This window comes from Bacteroidetes Order II. bacterium (assembly GCA_016788705.1).
GTDB lineage: Bacteria > Bacteroidota > Rhodothermia > Rhodothermales > UBA2364 > UBA2364.
Map to the genome: position 1 here is coordinate 12,481 of JAEUSQ010000017.1, position 13,543 is coordinate 26,023.

Sequence of the window (13,543 nt, forward strand, 5' to 3'; positions counted from 1 at the left end):
AAAGGTATTTGCGATGGCTTGTATCGAAAGGCGGTAGGTTTTAAACTGGCCGGAATGACCAGTTTTGATGCTTTATCCAAAACATGAAGTACGACGGCAATTTCGTGAATGATTTTTGGTTTCGGATTGCTTTTGTGCAACCCTTTTGGCTTTTGCATAAGTGCATCAGCCATTTCAACAGAAAGTTACACTCCTGATAACATACTTAATTATGGAAAAAGCATATGCAACACGTCATAACGACTCAATGGTTCACAACAAATACATTTTAAATAGAACACATTATTCCCGTTGTGGGCGGTGGCTCGGACGATTTGAAGAATTTGGCATTCTCATGTTCAGGTTGTAATAATTACACAGGCCGTTCTTAATCCAATTACAAAGATGAAAACAAAGGATTTAGTCATTATCCTCAAGCATATTCACCACAGGATTTTGTGGGTATGGGCGTTGTGGTTGCTTCCTTCGTGCGACAACCCGATGGAGGTAGATATTGATCCAGTCTCTCAAGTGCCTAAGACCCGTCTTGAACGCATGAACCGTGGGGTTAACCTAAGCCATTGGTTTGCACAAACCACCATTACAACGGAACGGATGCGCACCTTTATGACGGAAGAAGACTTCCAGACCCTTTCAGCACTCGGATTCCAACACGTCCGCTTTCCCGTAGATCCGACGTTGCTCTTGGACGAGGAGCAACCCGAACGCCTTGTGGCATCCAATTGGCACGAGGTTCGGCGGGCTTTGGAGATGATGATGGAGCAAGGCTTGGCGGTAACGCTGGAGATGCATGGCAATACCGCATTCAAAAAACGATTAGAGACCGAAGCGGCCTTTCGCGCGGTCTTTACGCGGTTTTGGCACGCTTTGGCGGGTAAAGTATCCGACACCAATCCTGAATTTCTGTTCTTAGAACCGCTCAATGAGCCAGTAATGAACAGTTCACGTGAATGGCAAGTGCTTCAAAATCAGTTACTTGTAGCCATTCGGTCGGGCGCACCCAAGCATACACTGGTGGCGGTTGGAGACATGTTTTCCAGTTTGGATCAATTGAATTTGTTGCAACCCGTGGAGGACCCCAATGTGGTCTATGCGTTTCATTTTTATGAACCGGGCACCTTTACCCATCAAGGCGCTACTTGGGCGGTGGCAGCATGGCCGTATTTGCGGGAAATTCCATATCCATACGATGCTAACAAAATGAACCAACTTTTGCCACAACTTCCGGCAATTGCCCAGCCACTTGCCCGTGCATATGCCGCCGAAAAGTGGGATCGCTCGCGGGTACAAGCCCGTTTGGCCAAACCTTTTTTGTGGGGTCAACGGTTCCGGGTTCCTGTGATCTGTGCTGAGTTTGGAGTGTATCGCTTGGTTGCCCCGCCACAAGACCGCCTGAACTGGATTAGAGATGTACGCACCATTTTAGAGCGCTATCAAATTCCTTGGACGATGTGGGACTACTCCGAGGGCTTTGGTGTGGCCATCCGTAAGAATGGAAAACGTGAAGTTGATATGGAGACTGTGCGTGCATTGGGATTATAAGCAAATTAAACATCCTCTAAAACTTACACACATCTTGCACATGTGTCTATAAGTTCTTACTTTAGGGGCAAATTTTTGACATAGTAACCCCATTTACTTAAAGAGACACATGGCACATTCTTCATTGGTGGTTCCCGCCGAAATCTTGCGGGCATTCAAAAAAGTTTTTCCAAAAGTGGACGTAAGCCGCGTTTCGTGGTCTTGGGAAGTTCCCCATAAAATTTATGAAGCCTCCTTCGAGCAAGACGGCTTTTCTTACGAAGTAGAAATTACGGTGACGGGTCACCACTTGCTTTCCGAAATTTACATGCGTACCGAAGCCTTGCCAGAAGGTATCCGCAACCACATCGAGGCCGAGTTCCCAGGTGCGATTATTCACTCAGTAGAGCGCGTCTTGTACTCCAATGGCGATGTACAATACGAAATTGACCTGATTACCGGAAAAGGCGAGCGCGAAATTTTGGTGCGGGAGGACGGTTATATCTTGGATTATGGCAAAGACCCCGCAAAAAAACATAAAAAGGTAAAAGAAAAAGAAGCGGACGAGGAGGAAGAGGAAGAAAAAGAAGAAACAACCCCAGAAAAAACAGAAACCGCCTTAGAGGACACTTCAGAGGTCTAAAGTATCCGTTTGGCTATACAAAAGGCCACACTTTTTACAATGGGTGTGGCTTTTTTGGTCGCTAACGGAGTAATACACTAAAACGATTGTGTAACAGATGGAGTAACCATCTTTGGCTTCCTAAGCTATTGGCCTACGGTACGAACAGAGGCGCGGTCTAAGCGGTAGAACAGCAATAAATCTGAGTTTGGCAAGAGGCTAAACGTACCTTGCACCTCTACAGGCTGATCGGTATAGCGAATTTTACGATCCAAGTTCAATTCTACAATTTTTTCGGGTCCAACACCCACACAAAACTGACAGTCGGAAGGGTCGGGTGTAAGACCAAAATGATCGGTGGAAAAAGCCAATTCGATCGGAACCAAATATCCCTGTAAGGTAATGGTTTTGTTTTCTAATTTCTGGTGTTCGGCAGAAAAGGTAGGACGGTAGGTTTCTCGGTCATATTGGGTTTTGAGCAACAGTTTCCAGACTTCGCTGTTGGTATGGCGGGTTTTTTGCAGATTGGTGACCATCACCAAAGAAGTAACTACAACCATCAACAATCCTGTGAGCAACGATTTGACCCAAATGGGTATGGCATTCAGACCGATTTTCATGGTCGTGCTATGGTTTTTTTTGCAAATTGCGAAGGAGTTTCTTGGCATCAATGGTTCCAGAGCGGAGTTGTTCTGCTCGGAGCAGGCGATACCGAGCGAGGATTTTCTGGGCAGCAACGTAGCGTGTAGAGTCGTCTAAGGCGGGTGTATGACCTTTGGGCATGGCATAGGTAAAATGGCCTTTTTCGGCGGCAAAAACTGGAATTTGAAAAAAGTCTCGTTTCACAAATTGTTTGGTACTGTCTTGCTCTTGCCCCGCTTGCACAAAAAAATCCACCGCATAATCGGGATAACCAAATAGATATCCAAAGCCGCGCCAACGATCATATTTAGCAGCGGACTCTACCAAAAGTGGAATCAACTCGACAGGCGTGGCTTCCGTGATACCCAATTTTGCCCAAAACAATGGATGGCGGCGTATTTCTTTTTGAACACGATTAACATCTAAGGCCAATAATTCCACATATTTCCGGCCATCAAATTCATTTTTAAAAGGTACAAGAACCACTTTTTTTCCGTTGCAAGATAGCTTTGCCCCAATGTTAGCCCACAGAGTCAGTTGTGGAATGGCCGCTTGGAGCGAATCGGTATGAAACGAAAAATCATCTATGGTACTCATCGGCTTGAGGTCTGCGGCCAAGGTATAAAGGGCTTCGTGGTCTAACCCATGCAGCAGAATATGTTGAGCCACCTTTTGTTCCGAAGGCAACCATCCAGAAAAATCATTACAGGTCTCTGCTGGATGAGTGGGTTTGAGGTGCCGACACCCACCAAGCGCTAAGGCAAGACCCGCAAGGAACCATAAAAAAGACTTACTCATGTGTGATATAACTTCTTTTTTGCACATATTAGATTATTTTCCCCTGCCCTCGTGCCGCACAATCCCAAAGCAACACGAGGACAGTTATGCGGGGAAAAACGGAAAACCCAGTTTGGGTTTAAATTTACCATTGACATAGCGTCAGGTATGGTAGGTATATTCCCCCTGCCCTCGTGCCGCATAATCCCAAGAAAGCAATACGAGGGCAACCATGCGGGGAAACTTAAAAAACTACTGAATGGGCCAAGGGTCATCCAATGGCTTTCCATTGGTAATGTGCTCAACCAGCTCTTTGTCCGTGATCAGGCAGGTATCCAACAGGGTCCGGAACCTTTTCTCATCCATTTTTTGGCCAATAAAAACTAATTCTTGTCGCCTATCTCCCACTTTTTCATCCCAAATCGTGCGCAAGTATTGTCTAAAATCTGATGTATTGGGTCGTCTTTCTTTAGGAACTGCCGCCCACCAATAACCAGCGGTTTCCCAATTTCGGATTCTGCCTGCCTGCGAGAGGGAAAGCACATCGGTATTGCGAGTTGCCAGCCAAAAAAAGCCCTTGGCCCGAATCACCCCCTTCCAACTTGCATTAAAGAAGTCGTAGAACCGTTTCGGGTGGAATGGGCGGCGGGATCGGTAAACAAAACTCGAAATGCCGTACTCTTCGGTTTCCGGAATGTGTTCCCCTGCCAATTCTTTGGCCCATCCGGCAGCGTTCTCGGCCTCCTCCATATTGAATAAGTTCGTATTCAGCACCTCGTCCAAGTCAACTTTGCCATAAGTCGAAGTAATTATTTGGGCATCAGGATTTAAGGTTCGTAAAATACTATTCAGATAATGGATATTCATGGACGTTACAGTATCGGTTTTATTCAGTATAATAACGTTTGCAAACTCAATTTGGTCGGTTAGTAGATCCACTAAGGTGCGTTCATCGCCTTCGCCCACTTCTTGTCCCAGTTGTTTGAGGGTTTGCGCAGAATTGAAGTCTGACAAAAAGTTATGGGCATCCACCACCGTCACCATAGTATCCAATTGTGCAAAAGAAGACAGACTTTGGCCATTTTCATCCTCGAAGGCAAATGTTACCGCCACAGGCATCGGTTCGGAGATGCCAGAACTTTCAATTACGAGGTACTCGAACTTGTTTTGCAAGGCCAATTTGCGGATTTCCACCAATAAGTCTTCGCGAAGGGTACAACAAATACAGCCATTGGTCATTTCCACCAAACTGGCATCGGTGCGGGTAATGGCTTTTTCATCGTTCCGAACAAGCGCGGCATCAATATTTACCTCGCTCATGTCATTGACGATTACGGCAATCTTCTTATCCTGTGTGTTGTGCAGAATATGGTTTAACAAGGTTGTTTTTCCGGAACCAAGGTAGCCGGAGAGTACCGTTACAGGAAGTTTGCTTCTGGTCATGGTTTATAATTGTTTTAAGTAAGTCGCTTTAAAGATGGCTTGTTGCTCCTGAAAACGCTGTGTTTGATGGGTAGGGTGAACAATGGTGGAGCGCAAGACCGACATTCCGACGTTCTTTGCACAATGCGTCCACATCGCCAAGGGCGCTTCGTGCGGGTCTATCACCCCGATCTCCGAAGGGGCTACCTGCGCGTGGTTCATTAAAGAATGCGACAAGAAGGTGCCATGCACACCGCCACCCACCACGAGCCATTGAAGGCCCATTGGGGGAAACGATTCAGGTTGGAAAAAGAAAGGGTAATTAACCTACCGGAGGAGCGCGAGAGGGCCGAGAATGGAATTCGGAACGAAAAGGCGGGGTTTCGGAGATAAAATAGCGTTCAACCGAAAATACCGCTATCTGCGGTGCGATCGTCAGACCGATACTTGGGAGCGCCGTCTGGTATTTGATCGCATCACACAGCGAACAATCATCTGCCTCACCCTCGTGGTTTTTGTGCTGAGGATGTTCATAGCAGAAAAAGTCTGAATGATGGTGTACGAGATGAACCCACGGCACCGCCACGCCACCGCCCAGAAAGAGCAATAACAAGACTACTACGCCGAATTTCAATTTGGTTCTTCTCATAATCAGGTAATTTAAGCGCTGGAACTTAGGACACCAAATAAATTTTCATGCCAAAACCAAACCTTGAACTCGCCAAACTTAACAATTACAAAGAGATAAAAACTGTAAAAGAATTTTTGAAATGCGAAGTAACGAATTTATCTTTCGGATTCACTCCCTCTTGCACTTCAACGGGGCGGGCATACTTAATTTTCATCTGTTTGATTTGTTTATCCGCATCATGAATTTATTTGCAACTCTATACGATTATTTAGTTCAAAAAAATGGGGCTATCGAGACGTTTCCCTTCGGTGAGAATGTTTTGGTGATGAAGGTAAAGGGAAAGATTTTTGCCCTACTCCCCTTGGACGAGACACCCACACGCATCAACCTGAAGTGCGATCCATCACGGGCAGTAGAACTTCGTACCCAATATGATGCAATTATGCCAGGCTACCATATGAGCAAGCAGCACTGGAATACCCTTACTGTAGATGGACGTTTGCCCCTTTCTCTGGTACTCGAATTGATAGATCATTCTTATGAATTGGTGGTCGCCTCTCTTAAAAAAACAGATCGCTTGGCTTTAGAATCCACATAACCATGAAAAAATTCCTTTTTCTTCATCGTGCATTATTCGTTTTTTCCATCTTGTTTGCTGACGTACTCCACACCTACGCGCAAGATCACTTGGCATATTTCTCAGTCCCGATTTTAGAGGCCAATACCCGTTGTACAAAACCCATACAAATAGTCGGGCGGGTTTGGAAAGATGCCAATTTTAACCGCATTCAAGACCCTGATGAATCCGGCTTCCCGTCTCTCACCTTACAACTTTGGGACGACCAAAACCTATTGGACACCCAACGCACCGATGGGCGTGGCCAATATCGCTTTACGTTATCGGACTTCCCGAAGTTCAATCTCTTAAAAGTTATCCTGAACGAAGTAGCAGACTTTAAAGGACCGCTGGCCAATGTCCGGCTGACCGAAGTTGAGGCAACCTCCCCAGACGTTAACTCGGATGCCGTGCCCCCCTTCAATAATGAGCAGGGGTTTCCGGAAATGCGCGTTTTCCTACCCGGATGCCCGCAGAAAGTGATTCGCTTAGACGCAGGATTCCGGCCCTTTGTAGCCCAGGTTGAAGTAAAACATACTGTACAAGTTTTTAAACCGGACGGAACAGAAACACAGGACATGCAACCAGGATACACAGTTTGGACCAAAGTGGCGCTGGAAAACCAAGGCCCAGACGCTGCAAAAGAAGTCCGGCTAAACATCCCCATCACTCCAGAACAGGAATTTGAATTTATCAAGGCCATTCCACTTAAAGGCCAGTATAATCCCATAAAATCCGTTTGGGAAATTCCCCTATTGGAGGTAAAAGAAGTAACACAGATCATCATTCAAACACGAATAAAATAAAAGCCACACCCTGGGAGAGCATGGCTTTGGGCAGGTAACATACAAAGAAATGTAGGTTAATAAGAAGTGTTTTTTATACTTAGTGGATGGTTAATCCTGAAGTTTGCCGGAATCGGTCTATCTCCACCGGGAATGGTGTTGTAAATTGTGAAGGCGGGCGTTTGTACCCTGCAAGCCCAAAGGCCGTGTTGCCTTCCATCACATAGGCCGCAATCATTCTCTCGGGTTGGGTGAAGGATAGTGGATTTTGAGGATCAAGTACCAAATGAAAATCCAGTCGCACATGAGCATCTGCATTTTGTATGGACGTAGATTTGGACAAAGCCGCACTTCCACCACCAAAGCAATAATAATTGATTCCCCCACTGCCAATTGAAGCTGGCAGGCAAATCGGTGCGGCAGATATGGTCGCTCCCGAATGCCCTTTATTTTTGAGCGCCCTTGTGGCCGTTGTTTGTTCGCAACGCTGAACTTGTTCTGTATTGCCGAGGCACTGTCCTAAGGGAGAGTTCGGTAGGTTGGTGATGCCATTGGCCAATTGTGCCCGATTGAATAACCTGAAGTATTGGGCTTCTTCCGTTAAGGCATTTTCGTCATAAAAGGCTACCAATACGTGTGTGGCGGTGTTGGCCTCGGGCAAATACGAATTATCGTAAAAAAGGGCTTGGGTAGTAAACCCATTTTCGTTCAGGGTAACGCTCACTTTAGAAACCTGTCGGGTAGGGCCATCGGCTTCGTAACTGCTCAACGTCTCCCCCTCCTGAATATTTTCCAATGGATCTACCAATTCAAGATGCGGGTTGCTTATCGTACCATCCGAGACAAAAATCACCCCAAATGCAGGATCTGCTGCATTCGCTTGGTCTTTTGAGACCAGCATTGGGAACTGTAATGAAGTTTTTTTAGAAAGTTGCAAGGTGGTATTAAGCGGTAATACAGAGAAATTAGCAGGCAAATCGGTGTATAGCTTTGTTATAGATGTGGTTTCATCTCGCAAAGACATTAACGATGATTGGTCGCAACCCGCTATTGCAGCCAGTGCAACCCAGAGCAAGGTTTTGGGGTAAATAAATTTGTTCATACTGGGCAAGGTTTTTTTAAGGATGTTATATGTGATTGACTTCGGGTTTTCATATATGGGATAGATCATAATACTTAGGTAAATCCCATTTTTGCGCCCAAAGCAAAGCTTCTATGGTAGATTCAATTTCCAATTCCGAAAATATTCTTGGCAGGATATCTCGTCTCACCCGGCCTTCTTCTCGTTTTAATAACAGGGTTAGCTGTTCCTCGAAAGGCAAATGATCACCTGTGGTTCTTTCATACCGCACTTTTCCATCGTCTTGCAAGACGGGTTTACGAATGGTACCCAGATCAAGTGCAAACTTCTGACTTCTACCTTCTTCCGATTGCACAAACTGCTTGATGTACTCGCTTACACTTTTGTCTTTTGCTTTGGAGGCAGGAACATCTTCCTGAAACAAATATTTGGTGCGTCGAATATTGGCCAATAAGTCATCATCTATCAACCCCATATGCTGTGTCGCAAAAAATCCGGCCAATCGGCTGGTATTCGTAAAACCCTTTGTTAAGAGATAAAGCACTTCTACTTCATCTTCGGAAAGCGAATAGAATTTGCGAAAATCCCTATTGACCAAAATATCTGCGCACTCAGGGGAATAAAAGCCAGTTTGGCCGGAAGCAATTCCCCTTACCGCTTTTCTAATGAGGGCCTTGTCTTCATTTTTATGTAGAATGCCTTCCACCAAACCTTTAAAGGGGAGTACGTATGCCACTTCATGTACCAAACCAGAAATAATTAATGTTTTAATGCGAATACTGCGTTTTCTTAGTTCGCGCAATACATCGGTGGCATAGCGGCCTACGCCCAAGTCCACGTCCAGAATCAAAATATCCGCCCGATACTGATGAACAATGGCTTGCATCACGGCTTCTTCCGCCGAAGTGGCTGTAGCAACCACCTGTATTTCCGTACCGTCGAAGTAGCGACTACAGGTTTCCAAGAAGGAACCGTCGTCGGCAATAATCACTTCAATGCGTTTTTTTTTCATGGCAGCCACTTCTCTGTATTTCGAGGAGCTGGTAGCCGTATTTCGATACGGGTGCCTTCGTTAGGTCGAGACGTGACCAACAGCCGTGCACCAATCCCCTCGGCGCGGTATTTCATATTGGCAAGTCCGGTGTGTTTGCTTCTAACCAGAGCATTAAAATCACTGGGCACATCAAAGCCGCAACCATTGTCTTGGACGGTCAGAAAAGCATACCCACCGTATTCCAATAGCTCTACCTGAATCTTAGAGGCTTTCCCGTGTAGCAGTGCATTACCGACTGCTTCCTGTACCATACGGAACAATTGGATACCAAGATTGCCTTCTAAATAAGGGGTTGCTTCCAATTCCGTTTGTATTGTCAACGTGGAATGATGCTTTTGGACTTCGCCGAGGTACGCTTGAATGGTGTTTTTTAGTCCAATCAGATGAATGGGGGGGGCTATATCCCGATAAATATCATGCGCCAGACCTGCCATCAAGTTTACCCGCTCCGACAGACCTTTGAGGGGTTCATGGAGTTGTACAGCTACTTCTAAGGCTTCGTCCTCATCCGGAATCACCCTTGTGATGTGTTTCATTAATGTATGAGGCAATTCCTCGGCAAATCGTTTCATAGGGTTGATAACCACATCGTGTAAGTTGCTCCCGCGTATCCTGAAGCGTTCTTCAAGTTCGTGCAGAAGAATCAGACGTAGTTGAAGTTCAGTTTTTGATTTTCGGCGATCGTAAGTGTATAAGACCAACAGACACACTATAATCAGATAGGGGACATATATACCCAAGATGATATTTCCACTCGGATCAATATTGAGGAACGTCTTCGTATCTGGCAGTTCGTACCGAATCAGTTGGCCCACTACCCGTGCTTCCTCTTCCGTTAAGGATATAATATTCTTTATATTTTCATCAATTTTTTGGCCAATCACAACCTTCTCCGGAGCATTTTGGGGACGCTCCAGATACATATCTCCCAGTTTTCGGCTCTTCTGCGGATACATTTGAACGAGTGTACTTAGCACCAGTGCGTAGGTCAGGAAGATGCCTAACACCCATTTAGATACAAGAAAAAGCCATTTATGAATCATCGCTTCAAGGATTGATGTCTATTTTTTTCAAGATACAGAATGACCAAACAAAAAGAACGGAAAATATTCCCTCGTCGGAAGCACCTCATAAGCAGCAATACGCTTCAATAGCACGTTAAAAAAGAGACCCCTCAAACGATCCAGATACCGGATATCTGTTTCCTTTTTCCCACAACAATCATGGGCCGAACTATTTGCAACAGCCAGATAAACAATTGACCAATATTTTGTATCTTAAGAAACACTTCCAGCCCTCAAATAATAAAATACCACAATGAACGAATTGGCCAATATGCTCGGTGCAAGTACCGAGGCGCAGACCCCTTTAGAAAGATATTTTATGCGCTTTCGCCGAAACATTGTTGGGATAGACCAGATGTTCGAGTCTCCATATGGGCGTAAAAAAATAGTTTATGCAGACTGGATTGCCAGTGGCCGTCTATATGGCCCTATTGAGCGCAAAATGCTGGAACAATTCGGACCATACGTTGCCAACACCCATACGGAAACCAGTATTACAGGCTCCCTCATGACCATGGCTTACCATAAAGCCCAACACATCCTAAAAAAACATGTCAATGCTGGCCCCAATGATGCCCTAATCCTGAGTGGGACCGGGATGACGGGTGTTATCAACAAGTTTCAACGCATACTCGGACTACGTGTCCCCGACCCACTCAACCAAGCGATTCAGATCCATCCACAAGATCGGCCTGTGGTATTTATTACCCACATGGAACACCATTCCAACCAAACTTCTTGGTTAGAATGCTTGGTGGATGTTGTATGCCTTGAGCCATGCGAACAGGGTCTGGTTAATCCGGACCAATTGCGGTATGCGCTTACCAAGTTTAAAGACCGGAAACTCAAGATTGGCGCATTTTCGGCCTGTTCCAATGTCACTGGCATAGAAACACCCTATCACGAACTGGCGCGGATTATGCATGAGCATGGTGGCGTGTGTTTTGTGGATTTCGCCATGAGCGCCCCTTATGTGGACATTAACATGCACCCGGAAGACCCGATGGAAGCCCTAGACGCCATCATGTTTTCGCCACATAAATTCCTCGGAGGGCCTGGAACACCTGGCGTTTTGGTATTTAATGGTCAACTTTATCGTTCTCATGTACCAGATCAGCCCGGAGGAGGTACAGTGGCATGGACCAATCCTTGGGGCGAGCACCGCTATTTCGATGATATCGAAGCACGAGAAGACGGCGGAACTCCAGGCTTCCTACAGGCCATGCGTGCCGCCTTGGCTGTCTTGCTGAAAGAAGAAATGGGAACAGACCATATCCGAAACCGAGAACATGAACTCTTGGCGATCGCTTTTGAAAGACTTCGTAAAATTCCCGGGGTATATCTTCTGGCAGATGCCCACACCACCCGACTCGGTGCGATGTCTTTTTTATTACAACCCATTCACTACAACTTGGTGGTTCAACTCCTGAACGACCGTTTTGGCATTCAGGTGCGCGGAGGCTGCTCTTGTGCAGGAACTTATGGGCATTATCTGCTACATGTAGCCCCTGAAGTATCACATCAGATGACTTCCCGCATAGACCAAGGTGATCTTTCCGCCAAAATGGGCTGGGTTCGCCTTTCCTTACACCCTACGATGACCAATGCCGAGATCCATTATGTGTGTGATGCCGTAGATGCCATTGCTAGAAACCACCATGAATGGGCACAAGACTATTTTTACAAAGCGACCACCAATGAATTTGTTCATAAAACCCAACCGGACTACCGACCCATGATAGAGCGCTGGTTTTCACCAGACCCGACAGGTAATCTCTTCCAGCCTATTCACCAAAACGGTGCCATACAAATGGACCTCAAGGCCAAATCAGGTGAAAAACCGCTCTCGTCTCCAACCCCTAAACGACCACCTCAAGTCAAAGACGGTAACGCCACACGCTCCATTTCCACTGGCCACGAAACGCCTGTAAAAAAAACCAATTTCCAAGTAGGGACGTTGTTTGAATAGCGTGCATGAAACAGGTTCTTTTTATTGCGTATTATTTCCCGCCTTCTGGCGGCCCTGGTGTTCAGCGCAGCTTGAAATTTGTGCGATATCTGCCCACATATGGGTGGATGCCAACCGTGCTGACCGTTGATCCCGCTTATGCGGCCTTTCCCGCCATAGACCCCTCGCTCATAGCAGAAGTGCCTCCTGAAGTAGAAATACACCGAACACGCGCTTTTAATCCACTTGAGCTTTATGCACGCTTCACCGGAAGAAAAGACCAAACCGTAACTGTAGGGACGCTTCACGAGGCAACAACCCCTAAAGAACGCCTAATGCAGTGGCTACGTGCCAATCTTTTTATCCCAGATGCCCGAATTGGGTGGAACAGACCAGCCCTGCAAAAAGCCTTAAACGTGATCCATTCCCGCCCTTTCGACGCCATCATTACCACTTCGCCGCCCCATTCTACGCACCTCATTGGGCTGAAATTACACCAAAAAACGGGCATTCCATGGCTGGCCGATTTTCGGGACCCGTGGACGGACATCAGCTATTACCATACATTGCCCCATACCCGTTTAGCACATTGGTGGGACGCCAAACTCGAAAGTAAGGTACTAAATGGAGCGGATTTGGTGACCATGGTGTCTCCCTATTACCTTCGACAAATGCAAGAGCGGATGCAACATCCTGAAAGGATGCACTTACTATCGAATGGATTTGATCCAAATGATTTCCCGCCGATGCCACATATTCCCACGAAAAAAGAACAGTTCACTCTTGCTTATACAGGGAGTTTATTTGTGAACCCCAGTGGATTGTGGCAGGCCATCGCCGATATCCGAAGAGACTGGCCAACCATTCGGTTGCAGTTCACAGGCCGGACAGATGAACGGGTACTGGCCGATATGCACAAAAAGCACATAGATGATATATTGATACAACAACCCTATGTGGCCCACGAAGAGGCGTTGTTATGTATGCAAACCGCAGATGCCTTGCTTCTTGTTATTGAAGAAAAGGCTGGAACCGAGGGAATTTTAACAGGTAAATTGTTTGAATATTTGGCCACAGGAAAACCCATTCTGGCCATAGGGCCGCCAAACGGGGATGCGGCGAAGGTTTTAAGAGCGGCGGGTGCCGGAGAAATGATTTCTCACCAAGATGTTGCCGCTATTCGCAACCGCATAGAAACACTATTGTCTGACTCAGATAGATCGTCGGTCAGGCCATATCCGCAAAACTTCACCCGCCAGCGTCTCACCCAAAACCTGGCTTCGTTGCTGGATGGGCTACCCCTGACGGGAAGCAGAAACTCAGCGTAATAGCGTAATTTTACCCGGATGCACTGCGAAGAGACAAACCGAGGTAGATTAA

General features: G+C 46.3%; 15 protein-coding genes. 7 read left to right on the top strand and 8 right to left on the bottom strand.

Annotated elements, in window-relative coordinates:
* The first annotated feature begins 272 nt into the window (after positions 1–272).
* From JNN12_03665 to JNN12_03675, 3 genes are all read left to right on the top strand, one after another.
* Positions 273–371: an HNH endonuclease gene (locus tag JNN12_03665; GenBank protein MBL7977413.1), complete on the top strand. Its 99-nt coding sequence runs from the start codon at positions 273–275 to the stop codon at positions 369–371.
* A 13-nt stretch (positions 372–384) separates the two neighbouring features.
* The gene (locus tag JNN12_03670; protein MBL7977414.1) at positions 385–1,542 is read left to right on the top strand and encodes a cellulase family glycosylhydrolase; all 1,158 of its coding nucleotides are present in this window, start codon (positions 385–387) and stop codon (positions 1,540–1,542) included.
* Between the two features lie 109 nt (positions 1,543–1,651).
* Entirely contained in the window at positions 1,652–2,164 is a 513-nt protein-coding gene (locus JNN12_03675; protein ID MBL7977415.1) for a PepSY-like domain-containing protein, read from the top strand.
* A gap of 125 nt (positions 2,165–2,289) precedes the next feature.
* On the opposite strand, the gene JNN12_03680 is transcribed toward JNN12_03675, so the two are convergent.
* From JNN12_03680 to JNN12_03700, 5 genes are all read right to left on the bottom strand, one after another.
* Complete coding sequence (locus JNN12_03680) at positions 2,290–2,763, bottom strand: hypothetical protein (GenBank protein ID MBL7977416.1); 474 nt, start codon at positions 2,761–2,763, stop codon at positions 2,290–2,292.
* 7 nt (positions 2,764–2,770) lie between these two features.
* Positions 2,771–3,583, bottom strand: coding sequence for a hypothetical protein (locus tag JNN12_03685; GenBank protein ID MBL7977417.1), 813 nt, complete (start codon positions 3,581–3,583; stop codon positions 2,771–2,773).
* Positions 3,584–3,814: 231 nt separating this feature from the next.
* The gene (locus JNN12_03690) at positions 3,815–5,005 is read right to left on the bottom strand and encodes a GTP-binding protein (GenBank protein MBL7977418.1); all 1,191 of its coding nucleotides are present in this window, start codon (positions 5,003–5,005) and stop codon (positions 3,815–3,817) included.
* Positions 5,006–5,008: 3 nt separating this feature from the next.
* Positions 5,009–5,269 (bottom strand): hypothetical protein, encoded by a 261-nt coding sequence (locus JNN12_03695; protein ID MBL7977419.1) that lies wholly within the window; start codon positions 5,267–5,269, stop codon positions 5,009–5,011.
* 37 nt (positions 5,270–5,306) lie between these two features.
* Positions 5,307–5,633, bottom strand: a complete 327-nt coding sequence (locus JNN12_03700; protein MBL7977420.1) for a hypothetical protein — start codon at positions 5,631–5,633, stop codon at positions 5,307–5,309.
* Between the two features lie 220 nt (positions 5,634–5,853).
* Here JNN12_03700 and JNN12_03705 point away from each other — a divergent pair, with 220 nt between their 5' ends.
* Together JNN12_03705 and JNN12_03710 are read left to right on the top strand one after the other, a co-directional pair.
* Positions 5,854–6,213, top strand: a complete 360-nt coding sequence (locus tag JNN12_03705) for an MmcQ/YjbR family DNA-binding protein (GenBank protein ID MBL7977421.1) — start codon at positions 5,854–5,856, stop codon at positions 6,211–6,213.
* A gap of 2 nt (positions 6,214–6,215) precedes the next feature.
* Positions 6,216–7,037: a hypothetical protein gene (locus tag JNN12_03710; GenBank protein ID MBL7977422.1), complete on the top strand. Its 822-nt coding sequence runs from the start codon at positions 6,216–6,218 to the stop codon at positions 7,035–7,037.
* Between the two features lie 79 nt (positions 7,038–7,116).
* On the opposite strand, the gene JNN12_03715 is transcribed toward JNN12_03710, so the two are convergent.
* Genes JNN12_03715 through JNN12_03725 form a run of 3 tightly spaced genes read right to left on the bottom strand, consistent with a single transcriptional unit; the run spans position 7,117 to position 10,194 of the window.
* Positions 7,117–8,118 carry a hypothetical protein gene (locus JNN12_03715; GenBank protein MBL7977423.1) on the bottom strand — a complete coding sequence of 334 codons (1,002 nt, stop codon included), beginning with the start codon at positions 8,116–8,118 and terminating at the stop codon, positions 7,117–7,119.
* A 49-nt stretch (positions 8,119–8,167) separates the two neighbouring features.
* Positions 8,168–9,109: a response regulator gene (locus JNN12_03720; GenBank protein ID MBL7977424.1), complete on the bottom strand. Its 942-nt coding sequence runs from the start codon at positions 9,107–9,109 to the stop codon at positions 8,168–8,170.
* Positions 9,106–10,194 carry a hypothetical protein gene (locus JNN12_03725; protein MBL7977425.1) on the bottom strand — a complete coding sequence of 363 codons (1,089 nt, stop codon included), beginning with the start codon at positions 10,192–10,194 and terminating at the stop codon, positions 9,106–9,108. The genes JNN12_03720 and JNN12_03725 overlap by 4 nt, the downstream gene beginning before the upstream one ends.
* Positions 10,195–10,468: 274 nt before the next feature.
* Between JNN12_03725 and JNN12_03730 the strand changes: the two genes are divergently transcribed.
* The gene (locus JNN12_03730; protein ID MBL7977426.1) at positions 10,469–12,184 is read left to right on the top strand and encodes an aminotransferase class V-fold PLP-dependent enzyme; all 1,716 of its coding nucleotides are present in this window, start codon (positions 10,469–10,471) and stop codon (positions 12,182–12,184) included.
* Positions 12,185–12,189: 5 nt separating this feature from the next.
* Complete coding sequence (locus JNN12_03735; GenBank protein ID MBL7977427.1) at positions 12,190–13,491, top strand: glycosyltransferase family 4 protein; 1,302 nt, start codon at positions 12,190–12,192, stop codon at positions 13,489–13,491.
* Positions 13,492–13,543 lie beyond the last annotated feature (52 nt).